The 16070-nt window shown below is 66.9% G+C and carries 18 protein-coding genes; 13 read left to right on the forward strand and 5 right to left on the reverse strand.

Annotation, left to right across the window (positions count from 1 at the left end; all coding sequences use genetic code 11):
* A complete protein-coding gene (locus ACWW36_RS12565) occupies window positions 1–660 on the reverse strand; it encodes a DUF1345 domain-containing protein (RefSeq protein WP_456141849.1) in 660 nt (219 codons plus the stop codon).
* An 88-nt stretch (window positions 661–748) separates the two neighbouring features.
* Between ACWW36_RS12565 and ACWW36_RS12570 the strand changes: the two genes are divergently transcribed.
* The 4 genes from ACWW36_RS12570 to ACWW36_RS12585 are packed head-to-tail and all read left to right on the forward strand — an operon-like array spanning window position 749 to window position 4444.
* The gene (locus ACWW36_RS12570) at window positions 749–1525 is read left to right on the forward strand and encodes an S-methyl-5'-thioadenosine phosphorylase (protein WP_456142468.1); all 777 of its coding nucleotides are present in this window, start codon (window positions 749–751) and stop codon (window positions 1523–1525) included.
* The gene (locus ACWW36_RS12575) at window positions 1522–2553 is read left to right on the forward strand and encodes an NAD-dependent epimerase/dehydratase family protein (RefSeq protein WP_456141850.1); all 1032 of its coding nucleotides are present in this window, start codon (window positions 1522–1524) and stop codon (window positions 2551–2553) included. The genes ACWW36_RS12570 and ACWW36_RS12575 overlap by 4 nt, the downstream gene beginning before the upstream one ends.
* Window positions 2554–3303 (forward strand): alpha/beta hydrolase, encoded by a 750-nt coding sequence (locus ACWW36_RS12580; protein ID WP_456141851.1) that lies wholly within the window; start codon window positions 2554–2556, stop codon window positions 3301–3303.
* 13 nt (window positions 3304–3316) lie between these two features.
* Window positions 3317–4444, forward strand: a complete 1128-nt coding sequence (locus ACWW36_RS12585; protein WP_456141852.1) for an NAD(P)H-dependent flavin oxidoreductase — start codon at window positions 3317–3319, stop codon at window positions 4442–4444.
* Here ACWW36_RS12585 and ACWW36_RS12590 read toward each other — a convergent pair.
* Complete coding sequence (locus ACWW36_RS12590) at window positions 4441–4890, reverse strand: nitroreductase family deazaflavin-dependent oxidoreductase (RefSeq protein ID WP_456141853.1); 450 nt, start codon at window positions 4888–4890, stop codon at window positions 4441–4443. The two genes, ACWW36_RS12585 and ACWW36_RS12590, sit on opposite strands and share 4 nt — an antisense overlap.
* 63 nt (window positions 4891–4953) lie before the next feature.
* Here ACWW36_RS12590 and ACWW36_RS12595 point away from each other — a divergent pair, with 63 nt between their 5' ends.
* Window positions 4954–6288 (forward strand): adenylate/guanylate cyclase domain-containing protein, encoded by a 1335-nt coding sequence (locus ACWW36_RS12595; protein WP_456141854.1) that lies wholly within the window; start codon window positions 4954–4956, stop codon window positions 6286–6288.
* Between the two features lie 107 nt (window positions 6289–6395).
* Here the strand turns inward: ACWW36_RS12595 and ACWW36_RS12600 are convergent, their stop codons facing one another.
* Both ACWW36_RS12600 and ACWW36_RS12605 read right to left on the reverse strand, forming a co-directional pair.
* Window positions 6396–7418, reverse strand: coding sequence for a sensor histidine kinase (locus tag ACWW36_RS12600; protein WP_456141855.1), 1023 nt, complete (start codon window positions 7416–7418; stop codon window positions 6396–6398).
* Window positions 7405–8088, reverse strand: a complete 684-nt coding sequence (locus tag ACWW36_RS12605) for a response regulator transcription factor (protein WP_456141856.1) — start codon at window positions 8086–8088, stop codon at window positions 7405–7407. Before ACWW36_RS12605 ends, ACWW36_RS12600 begins: the two co-directional genes overlap by 14 nt.
* A gap of 106 nt (window positions 8089–8194) precedes the next feature.
* Here ACWW36_RS12605 and ACWW36_RS12610 point away from each other — a divergent pair, with 106 nt between their 5' ends.
* The 5 genes from ACWW36_RS12610 to ACWW36_RS12630 are packed head-to-tail and all read left to right on the forward strand — an operon-like array spanning window position 8195 to window position 11645.
* Window positions 8195–8842, forward strand: coding sequence for a glycosyltransferase family 2 protein (locus ACWW36_RS12610; protein ID WP_456141857.1), 648 nt, complete (start codon window positions 8195–8197; stop codon window positions 8840–8842).
* Entirely contained in the window at window positions 8839–9507 is a 669-nt protein-coding gene (locus ACWW36_RS12615; protein ID WP_456141858.1) for a TIGR04282 family arsenosugar biosynthesis glycosyltransferase, read from the forward strand. The genes ACWW36_RS12610 and ACWW36_RS12615 overlap by 4 nt, the downstream gene beginning before the upstream one ends.
* Window positions 9497–10126, forward strand: a complete 630-nt coding sequence (locus ACWW36_RS12620) for a methyltransferase domain-containing protein (protein ID WP_456141859.1) — start codon at window positions 9497–9499, stop codon at window positions 10124–10126. Before ACWW36_RS12615 ends, ACWW36_RS12620 begins: the two co-directional genes overlap by 11 nt.
* Window positions 10123–11223 carry a molybdopterin-dependent oxidoreductase gene (locus ACWW36_RS12625; protein ID WP_456141860.1) on the forward strand — a complete coding sequence of 367 codons (1101 nt, stop codon included), beginning with the start codon at window positions 10123–10125 and terminating at the stop codon, window positions 11221–11223. The genes ACWW36_RS12620 and ACWW36_RS12625 overlap by 4 nt, the downstream gene beginning before the upstream one ends.
* Entirely contained in the window at window positions 11220–11645 is a 426-nt protein-coding gene (locus ACWW36_RS12630) for a hypothetical protein (RefSeq protein ID WP_456141861.1), read from the forward strand. Before ACWW36_RS12625 ends, ACWW36_RS12630 begins: the two co-directional genes overlap by 4 nt.
* A gap of 90 nt (window positions 11646–11735) precedes the next feature.
* Here the strand turns inward: ACWW36_RS12630 and ACWW36_RS12635 are convergent, their stop codons facing one another.
* Window positions 11736–13091 carry a hypothetical protein gene (locus tag ACWW36_RS12635; RefSeq protein ID WP_456141862.1) on the reverse strand — a complete coding sequence of 452 codons (1356 nt, stop codon included), beginning with the start codon at window positions 13089–13091 and terminating at the stop codon, window positions 11736–11738.
* 94 nt (window positions 13092–13185) lie between these two features.
* Here ACWW36_RS12635 and ACWW36_RS12640 point away from each other — a divergent pair, with 94 nt between their 5' ends.
* The 3 genes from ACWW36_RS12640 to zwf all read left to right on the forward strand — a co-directional run bounded on the left by ACWW36_RS12640 (window position 13186) and on the right by zwf (window position 16069).
* Complete coding sequence (locus ACWW36_RS12640) at window positions 13186–13776, forward strand: TetR/AcrR family transcriptional regulator (RefSeq protein WP_456141863.1); 591 nt, start codon at window positions 13186–13188, stop codon at window positions 13774–13776.
* 67 nt (window positions 13777–13843) lie between these two features.
* The gene (locus tag ACWW36_RS12645; protein ID WP_456141864.1) at window positions 13844–14533 is read left to right on the forward strand and encodes an SDR family oxidoreductase; all 690 of its coding nucleotides are present in this window, start codon (window positions 13844–13846) and stop codon (window positions 14531–14533) included.
* A 39-nt stretch (window positions 14534–14572) separates the two neighbouring features.
* Window positions 14573–16069, forward strand: coding sequence for a glucose-6-phosphate dehydrogenase (zwf, locus tag ACWW36_RS12650; protein ID WP_456141865.1), 1497 nt, complete (start codon window positions 14573–14575; stop codon window positions 16067–16069).
* The last annotated feature ends 1 nt before the right edge of the window (window position 16070 follow it).

A 16070-nucleotide genomic window follows, 5' to 3' on the forward strand; every position in this document is an offset into this window, starting at 1 on the left:
TCAGGTCCCGGAGTTGCCCAGATTCACAACCAGGTTGATGGTGATGGCGAGAATGACCGTGCCGAACACATACGACAGCATGGCGTGCTGCAACGCGACGCGACGCATCGGCGAATTCTTCAAGTCGGTATCCGACACTTGGTAGGTCATCCCTACGGTGAACGCGAGATACGCGAAGTCGCGATAGGTCGGGGTGTAGCCGAAATCGACGCCGCCAACGGGGTCTTGGAAGTACTGCTTCGCATAGCGCAGCGCGTACACGGTGTGCACGACGGCCCACGAGGTGGCCACGCTCAACACACCGACGAGTGCCGCCATGTCGGCGTCGAGCCCCTTCGTGTTGCTCGCGGTCAGCAGTAGGGCCACCCCGCCCAGGCTCGCGACGCTTGCGAGAAGCACGAAGATCTCGGTTACCTGTCGAGTCGAGTCGCCGCCCGCCTCAGTCGCGTGCTCTTGGGTTTCGGGCGGGTCCATCCGGATGATCTTCAGCCAGGTCCACGCGACGTAGATCGCCGCCGCGAGGATCCATCCCACCGCTGGGCCGTAGCGCCATCTCGTCGTTTCACCGACGATGACGCCCGCGACCGCTCCCGCCAGCCCGGCGATGAGGATGCGGGCAACAACGTGACCCCGCCTGTCGTGAGTGGCCGGAGTGCTCACAGCGTGAGTTAAACACCGCCGCCGGGCGTCAGACTTTCGCCACGCCGTGCCGCCGCACCGGCGTCGCCGCATGACCGACAATGGTCAAATGCTGGGAGTCATCGGCGGCAGCGGCTTCTATACGTTCTTCGGTTCCGACGCCCGCAGCGTCAGCCTGGACACGCCGTACGGCCCGCCAAGCGCGCCGATCACCGTTGGCGCCATCGGCAAGCACGAGGTCGCGTTCCTGCCACGCCACGGTGTGAACCATGAGTTCTCCCCGCACATCGTGCCGTACCGCGCGAACATGTGGGCGCTGCGCGCGTTGGGCGTGCGCCGGATCTTCGGGCCGTGCGCGGTCGGCAGCCTCACGCCGGAGCTCGGGCCCGGTGCCATGGTGGTGCCCGATCAACTCGTCGACCGCACCAGCGGCCGCGACGACACCTACTTCGACTCGGGCGGTATCCACGTCGGGTTCGCCGACCCCTACTGCCCGACGCTGCGAGCGGCGGTGACCGACCTGCCGGGAGTTGTCGACGGCGGCACGATGGTGGTGATCCAGGGTCCGCGGTTTTCCACCCGCGCGGAGAGCCAGTGGTTCGCGAACCAGGGCTTCGCGCTGGTCAACATGACCGGTTATCCGGAGGCGGTGCTGGCCCGCGAACTCGAAATGTGTTATGCCGCCATCGCTTTGGTGACCGACCTGGACGCGGGCATCTCGACGGGCGAGGGCGTGCGCGCGGTGGACGTGTTCGCCGAGTTCGAACGCAACCTGGTGCCGTTCAAGAAGCTTGTGCACGAGGCGATAGATCAAGTGGACTCCGAGCGAACGTGCACCCACTGCCTGCCACATGATGGCGTCGAGTTGCCATTCGACCTGCCATGAGAGTGCTGCTGACCGGCGCGGCCGGGTTCATCGGAGCGCGGGTCGCCACCGCGCTCGCCGATGCGGACCACGAGGTCGTCGCGCTCGACGCGATGCTTCCCGCTGCGCACGGCCCGGACGCCGAATTGCCTGCCGGCGTGCACCACGTCGACGTCCGCGACGCGAGCGCGCTGGCGCCGCTGCTGCGCGGCGTCGACGTGGTGTGTCATCAGGCCGCGGTCGTCGGCGCGGGCGTCGACGCCGGTGATGCGCCGTCCTACGGCAGCCACAACGACTACGGCACAAGCGTGTTGCTGGCCGAGATGTTCGCGGCGAATTGTCAGCGATTGGTGCTGGCCTCGTCGATGGTGGTCTACGGGCAGGGCCGCTACGAATGCCCCGAGCACGGCGTGGTCGAACCGCTGCCGCGCCGCCGCGCCGACCTGGATTCCGGTGTGTTCGAACATCGTTGCCCGGTCGGCGGCGAGCAGGTGCAGTGGCGGCTCGTCGACGAGGATGCACCGCTGCGGCCGCGCAGCCTGTACGCCGCGAGCAAGGTCGCCCAGGAGCACTATGCGTTGGCGTGGGCGGAATCGACGAGCGGATCGGTGGTCGCGCTGCGCTATCACAACGTGTACGGCCCCAACATGCCGCGCGATACCCCGTATTCAGGCGTCGCCGCGATCTTCCGCTCCGAGCTCGAAGCAGGCGACGTGCCAAGGGTTTTTGAAGACGGCGGTCAGATGCGCGACTTCGTTCACGTCGACGACATAGCCGCCGCGAACGTCGCAGCAGTCGAAGCTCAGCTCGGCGGTTTCGACGCGTTCAACGTCTGTTCCGGTCGGCCGATCTCGATCCTGGAGGTGGCCACCGAATTGTGCGATACCCGCGGCGACGCGGCGCCGCTTGTCACCGGCCAATACCGCAGCGGCGATGTACGCCACATCGTCGCCAATCCCGCCCGCGCCGCGCAGGTGCTAGGTTTCCGTGCGGCGGTCGACCCACGCGACGGGCTGCGAGAGTTCGCTTTCGCACCACTGCGGGCGTAAATGCTCAGTCGGCTTTGGTCCCAGCAGCGGCGGCTGATCTACTTCCCGTCGCCCGGCCCGGTGCCGGCGGCCCATTCGGTGCTGCCTGGCGGTAGCGATGTCGTGCTCGACACCGAAGACGGAATCCGCTTGGGCGCCTGGTACTTTCCCGCCGGCCACACTGCCGTGTTGGTGTGCAATGGCAACGCGGGGGACAGGTCGATGCGGACCACGGTCGCGGCGGCGCTGAACCGGAGGGGTCTGTCGGTGCTGTTGTTCGACTACCGCGGATACGGTGGCAACCCTGGCAGCCCTTCTGAGGAGGGTTTGGCCGCCGACGCCCGTGCTGCGTGGAAGTGGCTGGCCGCGCAGGCCGGCGTCGAGCGCGTGGCGTACTTCGGTGAATCCCTCGGCGCCGCAGTGGCGATCGGCCTCGCCGCGCAGCATCCGCCTGCGGCGCTGGTGCTGCGGTCACCGTTCACGTCGCTGGCCGACGTGGCGGCCGTGCACTACCCGTGGCTGCCCGCGCGGCGGCTCCTCATGGACCGGTATCCGTCGATCGAGCGTGTCGCGTCGGTGAAGGCGCCGGTTTTGGTGATCGCGGGCGATCGCGACGACATCGTCCCGGCCGCACTGAGCCGACGGCTCTACGACGCGGCGGCCGAGCCGAAGCGATGGCTGCTGGTTCCCGGCGCTGGGCACAACGATCCTGAGCCGACACCAGTGCTCGACGAGATCGCGAGGTTCCTGTCGGCGACAGATCTGACTTAGTAATACTGGTGGTGTGAAACCAGCCATCTGTGAGCAGTTCGGTATCGATTTCCCGCTCTTCGCGTTCAGCCACTGCCGCGACGTCGTGGCCGCGGTGAGCAACGCCGGCGGGTTCGGTGTGCTGGGGGCGACGGCGTTCACGCCCGATCAGCTCGACCAGGAGCTGGCGTGGATCGACGACCACGTCGGCGGGAAGTCCTACGGCGTCGACCTCATCGTGCCGGCCAAGTTCGAGGGTAAGGGGGAGAACCTGTCGCGCGGTCAGCTCGCCGAGCGGATCCCCGACACGTACCGGGGCTTCGTCGCCGACCTGCTCGCCGAACACGGCATCGAACCCGAGGAGAAGCCGCGGATCGGGCCGTCGTTCCTCTCCGGTGACACCGGCCAGGACCTGCTCGACGTCGCGTTCAGCCATCCGATCAAGCTGATCGCCAACGCGCTCGGCGTACCGCCGGGTTACATGATCGACGCGGGCAAGGAGCGGGGCGTCCCGGTGGCCGCGCTCGTCGGCGCCAAAGAGCATGCCGTCAAACAGGTTCGGGCCGGAGTCGACCTGATCGTCGCGCAGGGCACCGAGGCCGGCGGCCACTGTGGCGAGGTGACGACGATGGTGTTGATCCCCGAGGTGATCGAAGCTGTGGCGGCGATCGGCAGCAAAATCCCCGTGTTGGCGGCGGGCGGGATCGTCACCGGCAGGCAGATGGCTGCGGCCGTCGCGATGGGCGCCGACGGTGCGTGGACCGGTTCGGTGTGGTTGACGACCGAGGAGGCGGAGACGGCGCCGCACACCGTGCAGAAGATGTTGGCCGCGTCGTCACGCGATACCGTCCGCTCGGCGGGACGTACGGGCAAGCCCGCGCGCCAGTTGGTGTCGGACTGGACCGAGGCGTGGCTGCCGCATGAGGGTGGTCAGCGGCCGTTGCCGCTACCGCTGCAGTCGATGTTGTGCGAGCCGGTGATTCGACGCGTCGACGCGCTGGCCTCGCAGGGTCATCCGGGTGCCCAGGCGTTGGCCACCTACTTCGTCGGCCAGGGCGTCGGTCTGATGAACAAGGTCAAGCCCGCTCGTGAGGTGGTGCGCGAATTCATCGAGGACTACCTGGCCGCGACGGAACGGCTGAGCAACTCGCTGCCGGATTAGTCGTCGAAGGTGATCCGAACCGAGATCGGATCGCTCTCCATCGCACGCATGGTCAGCGCGGCCGCGGACTGGCTGAGCTTGCCGTCGCCGCCGATGCTGCGGGCCCGGGCGCGCACATCGTCATCGGGCTCGAAAGTGGCTGTGCCGCTGCGCCATTGATTGTTGACCTTGACGCGAACCCTCGGGTTGGCAGTGATGTTGTGTGCCCAGCCCGCGCGACGGCCGTGCTGCGAGATCACCCATACACCCTTGTCGTCGGCGCGGCCGGTCAGCGGCACCCGGCGCGGCTGGCCGGACTTGGCGCCGGTGGTCTCCAGCTCGACCACTAGCGATGAGCGGATGCCCAGCCGGTCCAGCGTTGCGACCAGTGGGTTCGCGACCATCCGGCCCACCCGTCGCTCGAATTTGAACTTGCGTAGCGCCTTGCGTGAGCTCGTCGTAGCCATGTTAACGACGTTAATAGAAAGATCGCTCAAAAACAAGGCCGTCATCGGTGGCATGCTCTAGTCATGGCGGGGCCGCCCGAGACGCTCTACGCACGCGACGACGACGCCCACCTCGCATATCAGGTCGTCGGCGATCACGACCACGATCTCCTGTTCGTCCCTACCGGGATGTTCCCGATCGACCTGTTGTGGGACGACCCGGCCGTCGCCGCCCAACTGCGCCGCCTGGCGTCGTTCAGTCGAGTGATCCTGACCGACCTGCTCGGGGCCGGAAGCTCCGACGCGGTGTTGATCAACGAGCGACCCGCGATGCAATCGTGGACCGACGGGCTCCTCGCAGTCCTCGACGCCGCCGGCAGCGAGCGCGCCTCGATATTCGCGATGGCCGGGTCGGCGCTTCCCGTCATGCTCCTGGCCGCGAGCCATCCTCAGCGGGTGCGTTCGTTGGTGCTCTGGAGTCCGTTCGCGCGGTTCGCCCGCGCTGACGACCATCCCTTCGGGGTGCCAGAGCCGGCCCTCGCCACGCATATCGACCGCTTCGGGGAAGTCGTTGGGACCGAGGCGCGTACCGACTCGGTCGCGCCGAGCTGGGCGGGTGACGCCGCGAAGCGACGTTGGTGCGCGCGCAATGAGCGGCTGTCCGGCGGCCCGGGTTACTTCAAGGCGATGTTCGAGGTGTTCGTGCGCACCGACGTCCGCCCGGCGCTCGACAGCATCCAGGCGCCGACGCTGCTGCTGCGCCGGCGCGGCGACCGCCAAGTGCCTGGCGAGCATGCACGGGACCTCGCCGAGCGGATCGGGCACGCGCGACTAGTGGAGTTCGACGGCGACGACCATGTCTTTTTCGCCGGCGATGCAGACCGCGTATTGGACGAGATCGAGGCCTTTCTCACCGGCGAGCGCGGCGCCACGCCGTCGAATCGTGTGCTGGCGACTGTGCTTTTCACTGACATCGTCGGATCGACTCGGCGCGCGGCACACGTCGGCGACGCCGCGTGGACGTCGTCCCTTGCTGCCCACGACGACCTCGTCGCGAGGCATGTAGCGGATGCACGCGGCGTCGTCGTGAAATTCACCGGCGACGGCGTGCTCGCGACATTCGATGGGCCGGCTCGGGCGATCGAATGTGCCTGCCGCATCCGCGATGCCGTAGAGAACCTGGGCCTGACCATCCGGGCCGGCCTGCACACAGGTGAAGTGGAAATGGCCGACGGCGACGTGCACGGCATCGCGGTGCACATCGCCGCACGCATCATGTCGCTTGCCGGGTCAGGCGACGTTCTCGTCTCGGGTGTGATTCCACCGCTTGTGCTGGGCTCGCGAATCGCGTTCACCGACCGCGGTGACCACGAGTTGAAAGGCGTTCCCGGATCCTGGCGTGTGCTCGCGGTGAACTAGTCGCGCGGCTGAACCCGCATACGTTCTGCGGGAGACGAGTGTGGAGTTAATGCACGCGATCGGGAGAAAAAACGTGTATCAAGTACACACTCACCCCAGAGCCGCGCCTAGTCCGCCAGCGGCAGCCGCACCTCGAACCGCGCGCCGGTGGTCAGGTTGTGCGCCGACAGCGTGCCGCGATGCGCCTGCACCAGGCCCGCGGCAATGGCCAGGCCCAGCCCCGATCCGCTCGGCAGCGACGAGTCGGCCCGCGGAACCCGGTCATTGGAGCCGCGATAAGCGACGTCGAACACGCGCGGCAGATCGGCTTCGTCGATCCCGACGCCGGTGTCGTCGACGCGGGCCCACGCACCGTTTTCGTCGGCGCCGAGCGCCAGTGATACGCGACCGCCTTCGGGTGTGTGCGCAATCGCGTTCGCGACCAGGTTCGACAACACCCGCACCAGCGCTCGGTCGCTGCCGAGCACCCGCACCGGCGTGTCCGGCAGTTCCGCCTTCAACAGCACACCGGCACGCTCGGCGGCGATCCGGTGTGCCGCCAGCACGTCGTCGATGACCTCGTCCAGCGCGACCTTGTCGAACGCCGGTTGCACGGCCCCGGCGTTGATCTTCGACATCTCGAACAGATCGTCGACCATCTCGGAGAGCCGAATCGATTCTTGCTCAATATGTTTGGCGTGTACTCGCACTTCGTCGTCGGGCACAACTCCGTCGGCGATCGCCTCGGACACCGCGCGAATGCCTGCCAGCGGCGTGCGCAGGTCGTGGCTGACAAACGCGACCAGCCTGCGCCGTGAGTGCTCGGCCGCCCGCTCCGAGTCGCGGATTTCGGCCTCCCACACCGTGCGCCGCGCCTGATAGCGGGCCAGCATCACCGCCGCCGGGATCGTCACGATGGACACGATGACCAGAACGACGGCGGTGCGCTCGAACGTCTCGGTGATCATGAATCCGCTGGCGCCAAGGACGCCGGTGAATGTCGCCAGCACAGGGATCAATACCAGCGCCACCATGCTGACCGCCAGCGACCAGGACCGGGCCAGGCGGATGATCAGCGCCCCGGCCAGCACGACGGGGACCGAACAGGCCAGGGCCCACCCGACGATCTCCCAGAAGTCATTCCCCGGCACTGCTGCTCCACAGGTAGCCGCGGCCCCACACGGTCTGCACCCGATGGTGGTCGCCCAATTTGGACCGCAGCCGCTTCACGTGCACGGTGACGGTGGACAGGTCGCCAAAGTCCCAGCGCCACACCTGCTTTAAGAGCTCCTCGCGGGAGAACACGGTGTCGGTGTGGGTGAGGAAGAACATCAGCAGGTCGAACTCCCGGTTGGTCAGGCTCACCGGTTCTTCGTTGACGGTCACCGATCGCGCCGCGGTCGACACCGTCAGATCGCCGACCGTGATGTCCAGCGGCAGCACACCGACCGGCGACGGCGCACGCCGCAACACCGACCTCACCCGCAACGCGAGTTCGCGCGGGCTGAACGGCTTGGTCAGGTAGTCGTCAGCCCCCGCCTCGAGTCCGGCGATGCGGTCGTCCTCTTCGCCGAGCGCCGTCAACAGGATCACCGGGACGGTGTAGTCACCGCGCTGCGACAGGCTGCGGCACAGGGTGAGCCCGTCGGGTCCAGGCATCATCACGTCGAGCACCGCGACGTCGATCCGCTCGGAGCCGAGCAGCCGCAGCGCTTCGTTGCCGTCGCGGGCGATCGACACGTCGAGGCCATCGCGCTCGAGATAGCGCCGCACCACGTCGCGTACGACGGTGTCGTCGTCGGCGATCAATACCCGCGTCATAGCTCCCGACCTTAATCTCGCGGCGCCGTTACCAGCGCCGATGTCATGGTTCTGTCACTGTTCATTCGTTGCCGAGCGCGGCTTGGACGGCCTACCGTCCACAGATATGCCCGAGGTCACCGTGGTGCTGCCCTGCCTCAACGAGGCGGCATCGCTCCCAGGTGTGCTTTCGGCCATGCCCGACGGCTATCTGGCGCTCGTCGTCGACAACAACAGCACCGACGACACCGCGGAGGTGGCGAGGCAGCACGGCGCCGACGTGGTTGCCGAACCGCGACCGGGCTACGGCTCGGCAGTGCATGCCGGTGTGGAGGCGGCGACGACGCCGATCGTGGCGGTGCTCGATGCGGACGGCTCACTCGATCCGGGCGAGCTCCCCGCGTTGGTGTCCGAGCTCGACGACGCGGAGATGGTGATTGGACGGCGACGGCCGGTGCGCGGATTGCGGTGGCCGTGGCATGCGCGCCTTGGCACCGCCGCGGTGTGTTGGCGGCTGCGCACGCGCTACGGGCTGCCGGTGCACGACATCGCACCGATGCGCGTCGCCCGGCGTGAGGCGCTGCTGGCGCTGGGGGTGACGGACCGGCGATCGGGATATCCCCTGGAACTGTTGGTGCGGGCGGCGCAGGCGGGCTGGCGGGTGGTCGAGCGTGACGTCTCCTACGGCCCTCGCACCGGCGGTCGGTCCAAGGTGAGCGGTTCGCTGCGAGGGAGTGTTATTGCGGCGGTGGACTTTTGGCGGGTGATTTCGTGATCCCCGTCGCGGTGCTTGTGGTGGCCAAGGCGCCGGTGCCCGGCCTTGCGAAGACCAGACTGGCGGCCGGCGTCGGTGATCAACTGGCCGCGGACATTGCCGCGGCGGCACTGCTGGACACCTTGGATGCGGTGGCCGCCGCGCCGATTCAGGCGCGGGTGGTGGCGCTGACGGGAGATCTGGACGCGGCGAGCGCCGGTGACGAAATCCGCGAGCGGCTTGCGGACTTCACTGTTGTGCCGCAGCGCGGGGCCGACTTCGCCTCGCGGCTGGCCAATGCGCACGCCGACGCCGCTGCAGCCACCGGGCTGCCGGTGCTGCAGATCGGGATGGACACGCCGCAAGTGACCGACGAACTGATCGGGGACTGCGCACGGGAACTCCTCGCCGCCGATGCCGTGCTCGGACTGGCTCGTGACGGTGGCTGGTGGGTGCTCGGCGTATCGGAGGCCCAGATGGCCGACTGCCTGCGCGCGATACCGATGTCCCGATCCGACACAGGCGCTGTAACGCTGACGGCGCTCGGCGACACGGGTATACACGTGAGCCTGGTTGAAACGCTGGCCGATGTCGACACCATCGACGATGTCGAGGTGGTGCGCCGCGCGTGCGCGCCCGGAAGCCGGTTCGCGCGTGCGACCGAGGGCGTGTCCCATGCTCGGTAATCTCTACGACCGCGCCCTCGACGGCGAGCGCTGCTGGCTTCGCCACGACGACGGCAGGCTGGACGCCCTCCCGGTGCGCAGCTGGCTCGGTGGCAACCATGCCGATGCGTCGTTCGACCGCGCCGTCGTCGGAATGTGTGACGGGCCGACGATCGACCTGGGTTGCGGCCCCGGCCGTTTGGTGGCGCGCCTGATCAATCGTGGTGTACCCGCGTTAGGCGTCGACCAGTCCGCGACCGCGGTCGCGCTGGCTCGTCGCAGTGGCGCACCGGCCTTGCGTCGTGACGTGTTCGAGCCACTACCGGGCACGGGTCGTTGGCACACGGTGCTGCTGGCCGACGGCAATGTCGGCCTCGGCGGTGACCCGTGGCGGATCCTGCGGCGGGCTGGCGAACTGCTGCGGCACGGTGGGCACTGTGTGGCCGAATTCGACTCGGCTACACAAGGAATCCACGCCGGATGGGTGCGCCTGGAATCGTCGCGCACGATCGGCCCCTGGTTCCGGTGGGCGTCGGTCGGCGTTGATTGCGTAACCCGGCTGGCCGACGAGGTTGGCCTTGCGGTGTCGGGCGTTCACCCCATCGGCCGCCGTGTGGTTGCCAGCCTGGCGGCGACATGAAAACCACCACACTGCGAGGCACCGCGGTCACCGCACGCGTCGGGACGGCACTGGGGATCGCTGTGGCCGTGTGTTTTGTCACCGGTCTGATCAGTCACTTCATCCAGCATCCGCAGCCGTGGTTCTTCTGGCCGACGCGTCCGGTGTGGTTGTACCGGGTCACCCAGGGCCTGCACGTCATCTCCGGTATCGCGGCGATTCCGCTGATCGTTGTCAAGCTGTGGTCGGTTTGGCCAAAGCTGTTCGAACGTCCGATCATTGGCGGTTTGGTTCGGCAAATCGAGCGTCTGTCGATCCTCGTGCTCGTCGGGTCCATGCTGTTTCAGCTGTCGACTGGTCTGCTCAACATCGCCCAGTGGTATGCGTTCAAGTTCTTCTTCACGACCAGCCATTACGCCATGGCCTACGTTGCGGCCGGCGCGGTGCTGGTGCATATCGGAGTGAAGCTGCCGATCATCAGGCGCGCGCTGGGCGAGCCAGTCGATGACATGCCTGACCTCGCCGGCCCGACGCGACGGACAGTGCTGCGCGGCACCTGGCTCGCGGTCGCCCTTGCGACGGTGGTGACCGCGGGCCAGACCGTGCCGCTGTTGCGCAAGGTCTCGGTGTTGGCACCGCGCTCCGGAAAAGGGCCGCAAGGTGTTCCGGTGAATCGGTCGGCGATCGCGGCGGGCGTGCTGCGCAGCGCACGGTCGCCGGACTATCGGCTGACGGTGACGAACGGGTCGACGATCCGCGCATTCAGCCTCGCCGACCTTCAGGCGATGCCGCAGGTGACGCACCGGCTGCCGATCGCCTGCGTCGAAGGGTGGAGCGCCGACGCTGAGTGGACGGGTGTCGTGCTGGCCGACCTCATCAGCGCTGTCGGCGGCTCACGTAACTCGGATGTGCGGATGATCTCTCTCGAGCCGCCGGGACCGTACTCGCGGACCACGCTGCCCGCCCGGCATGCCGGCGACTCCAAGTCGCTGATCGCGTTGAAGCTCAACGGGCAGACGCTGGACTTGGACCACGGGTATCCGTGCAGGCTGATCGCACCGACGAGACCCGGTGTGCTGCAGACGAAATGGCTGTCGCGAATCGAGGTCGTCCAATGAGGGTCGTTCTGGTAGTCCTCGGCTTTGCGCTCGGAACCTATGGAGCCGTGCTGGTGTGGGAGAACCCGCCGGTGATCATCATGCGGATCGTGGTGTGGGCGCTTGTCGGGGTGGTGCTGCACGACGCCCTGTTCGCCCCGCTGTGCGTGGCGTTGGGATTCGCAGGCCGACGGCTGATCCCAGGTAACTGGTGGCCGCCGATCGCGGTCGCCGCATTCTGCAGCGTCATCCTGGTGTTCCTGGCGATCCCGGTGTACGGGAAGCCCGGCATGCGGCCGGACAACATGACGGTGCTGGACCGGAATTACCCTCTCGGGCTCTGGGTTTCGCTCGCGATCGTCTGGGCGTGGGTGCCGGTGTACTACCTGGCCAGAACGGTGCACCGGCGTGTGCGTAGTACTGCACCCTCTTCGCGAAGCTAGCGTCGAGATTGACATGAGGGCTGTGCATGGCCGCCGCAAAGGAGATCGCCGCAGCCCTGGTGTCGATCTCGGCGATAACACCGCGATCGACTACCAGTTGGTCAGGATGAAGTGGTTGAGCAGCAGAGCGCCGACCACGTTGAGCGCCAGCCACCAGCGATGTGACCTCACCGGCAACAGCGCACCCGCCGCGGTCAGCCACACCGTGAACGGCAGCCAGATGCGTTCTGTTTCAGCCTTGCTCAGCATGGACAGGTCGGCGAACGTGATCGCCAACAAGGCGGCCAGCACGACCAGGTGCAGTCCGGAGCGCCGCTTGAGAGCAGCGATGTCGAACGCGCGGCCGATGCCCGCCACGCTTCCAAGCCCGATCGCGCACACCACCGATGCGAAGTTCGCCCACGACCAGTACTGGAACGGGCGGTCGTTGGCGATGCCCTGCCAATAGCGTTGCTGTACAAGCGTATAGCCGTCGAACCACCAGAAGCCCGCAAGAGCGAACACCGCGACCACGGCCAAGGCGGCAAGCACAGCCGGCACGAATGCGCGGACCGCCGATCGCCAGTCCGCTGCCGTGATCAACACTGCGACGGCGAGCACAGCCATCAGGGCCAGGCCGTAATTCAGAAAGATGCCCCAGCCCAACAACAGTCCGGAGCCGACGGCCGCGAGCACGGGCACGCGCACATCCTGGCGAGCGGCCAACGCCAACAATGCAATGCCCCATGCGGCCACACCGGCGAAGTAGCCGTCGGCCGAGACTGCGATCCAGATGGCCGTTGGCGCCACCGCCACGAACGGCGCCACCAGCCGAGCGGTGCGTTCATCGTTGAGTGCGCGTATCGCGACGACGATCGCCGCGGCCGCGCTGGACCCGGCCAGCAGGCACAGCAGCCCAGCCCATGCGCCCCCGCCAAGCCCGATGCGGTCCAGCCATACGAACGTCAGCAGTGCACCCGGAGGATGTCCCGACACGTGGGTGATCCACGAATTCGGTTGAAAGTCAGGGATTCTGCTGGCAAATGTGCGCACCGCTTCGCCGACGTCCCTGATGGTCGGCACTTGGCGCAGGTACTCGTGCTGCGTTTCCAGCCGATGCGCGAAACCGCGGTGCCAGCCGTCGATCATCGCCAGTGAAAACGCCCATCCCCCCGAGACCGCCCATGTCACCCATGGCACGGCTCGCCAGGGCAGTGTCGTTGCGATGGCTTGTCCCCACAGCACCGCGGCCACGCCGATGACGATCGCGGGAACCGTGCCCCAGCCGACGTGGGCGTTCCACCATCCGAAGATCGGCGCTGTGTCGGCGAACGCGTGGATCCGTGCCGCCGAGGCGTGGATCAGCGGTGTGACGAGGCCGAGATGCAGGTGCGGGACGACGAACGCCGCGACGACGAGCAGCGCGCCGACGGTGACCGCCACCGCCTCCCTGCGTCCAGTCCGCACGCCGTCAGCCTATTGCCCGATGAAGCGTGCCCGGCTGACAATTCCGTGACGGCAGATCCGGACCGCTCGTTCCATAACCGCGTAGCGTGGAGATATGCCCCGCCCTCGCAGTTTCGACGAATCCGAGGTCGTCGCCGCCGCACGCGACGAGTTCTGGTCACGCGGATACGCGGCCACGTCCGTCGACGACCTGACCGCGGCGACGGGCCTCGGCAAGGGCAGCCTCTACGGTGCCTTCGGCGACAAGCACGCCTTGTTCCTGCGTGCCCTCGACGACTACATCGCCACCGCGGTTCAGACCATCCGCATGCGGCTACGCGATCCCGGGTACAGCGCAATGGATCGGCTCACTCGGCACATCCGCGCGCAGGCCAGGACCGTTGCCGCAGACACGACCCTGCGTGGCTGCATGATGGCCAAGAGCGCCGCCGAACTGAGCGCCACCGACGACGCTGTCGAGCGTGCCGTCGAGCAGGCGTACACCGTCTGGCGCGCCGAGCTCGCCGATTGCATCAAGGCCGCGCAACGCGACGGCGACATCGACGCCAGGCGCAACCCTCAAGCGCTCGCCACCACACTGCTGGCATTCATGCGCGGCCTTGAGGCGCTGCACAAGGGCGGCGGGAAACCCGCGCAGCTCAAGGCTGCCGCCGAGGAGATGATCGCGCTGATTCCGCGCGGCTAGGAATAGATCGGCGGCGCCATGTGTCGTGGTTCTTGACTGAATGGTCCAGAACTACGAAGGAGACACCATGCGCATCGAAGGATCAGTAGCTTTTGTCACCGGCGCCAACCGCGGACTTGGCCGCCACCTCGCGGAACAATTGGTCGCACGCGGCGCCGCGAAGGTCTACGCGGGCGTTCGCAACCCCGAAGCGGTCACCGTCGAGGGCGTCATACCGGTGCGGATCGACATCACCGACCCCGCATCCGTCGATGCCGCCGCGGCGATAGCCAACGACACCACGCTCTTGGTCAACAACGCCGGAATCCCCAGCTTCAATGGCCTTCTCACCGGCCCGCTCGACGACATCCGTGCCCAAATGGAAACGCACTACTTCGGAACGCTTTCGGTCACCCGCGCGCTCGCCCCGCACCTGATCGCCAACGCACCGGGCGCAGTTCTCAACGTCTTGTCCGTGCTGTCGTGGTTCCATCCTGCGAGAGCGGGCGCGTATTCGGCCGCCAAGGCCGCGCTGTGGAGCCAAACCGACGCGGTGCGTGAGGAATTGGCGCCGCACGGTGTGGGCGTGACCGCGCTGCACGTCGGATACATGGACACCGACATGGTCGCTGACCTCGACGCGCCGAAAATCGACCCCGCCACCGTGGCGTCCTTGGCTCTCGACGGTGTCGAGAACGGGCTCGTCGAGGTCCTCGCCGACGACGTCACCCGTCAGGTGAAGGCCGCACTCTCCGCCGATCGGGGAGCGAACGCATAGTGCGTGCGCCGGGCACGCCGCGGTGGAAGTATGCGGTAGGTGGCCGCAAACAAGCCGACGATCGCCTATCCCGCGCCGGGTGCCCGGCCGCACCGCTACGACGACAGCCCTGTCGATCCGCATGTCATCGTCTTGTTCGGCGCGACCGGCGACCTGGCCAAACGCAAGCTGATCCCGGGCCTGGCTTATTTGGATCAGTCCGAATTGGCTGCCCACATTCAGGTCGTCGCAACCTCGCTGGAGGACCTGACCGAAGACGAGTTCCGCGCGTTGGCGAAGGCAGCTATCGACGAGTTCGGTAACCACGAACTCACGGACGAACAGTGGAGGAGCTTTGCGAGCACACTGACATACGTCCCGCAGAGTGCGGGCCCTGAGGCGCTCGCCGGCGCCGTCGAGCAAGCCGAGGACAAGCTCGGGTCCGATGTCCGTCGGCTGCACTATCTGTCCGTGCCACCCAAGGCCGCTCGTGCCGTCATCACGACGTTGCGCGACGCGAAGCTCGTGGAGCGCTCGCGTGTGGTGATGGAGAAACCGTTCGGCACCGATCTGGCCAGCGCGGTGGAGCTCAACGACTTCGTGCACGAGACGTTCGACGAATCGCAGGTCTTTCGGATCGATCACTTTCTCGGCAAGGAGGCCGCCCTCAACATCTTGGCGTTTCGCTTCGCCAACGGTCTGTTCGAACCGATCTGGAACCGCAACTTCATCGATCACATCCAGATCGACATCCCGGAGATGCTCGGACTGGATCAGCGGGCCAACTTCTACGAAAGCACCGGCGCCTACAAGGACATGGTCGTCACCCATCTCTTCCAGGTGATGGCGTTCGTGGTGATGGAACCGCCGACAGCGCTGGAGCCACGCGCCATCAGCGAAGAGAAGAACAAGGTGTTCAGGTCCATGCTGCCCGTCGATCCGGCGAATGTCGTGCGCGGCCAATACGCCGGCTACCGCACAGAAGAGGGCGTCGCAAAGGATTCCGACACCGAGACGTTCATCGCGTTGAAGGTCGGCATCGACAACTGGCGTTGGGCGGGCGTTCCGATCTATCTGCGTACCGGCAAGCGCATGGCGGAGGGGATGCGGATCATCTCCATCGCGTTCAAGGAGGCACCACGCACGATGTTCGCCGCCGGCTCGGGCGTCGGCGCTCAGGGACCGGACCATCTGACGTTCGATCTGGCGGACGCGTCGAGGGTTTCGTTGTCGTTTTACGGGAAGCGGCCGGGGCCAGGTATGAAACTGGACAAACTGTCGATGCAGTTTTCGCTGCAGGAGATCGACTCCTCCGTCGACGTCCTCGAAGCCTATGAACGGCTGATCCTCGACGTGATGCGCGGCGACCACACCTTGTTCACCACCGCCGAGGGAATCGAATCCCTATGGGAGCGTTCGGAAGAGCTCTTGAGCGACCCGCCGCCGGTCAAGATGTACCAGCCCGGCACGTGGGGCCCGAACGCCATCCACCAGCTGGTCGCGCCGAATGCGTGGCGGTTGCCGTTCGAGCGATCGTGGCGCGAGGCCAAGCGCTAGT

The organism is Mycobacterium sp. MMS18-G62, from assembly GCF_053877835.1.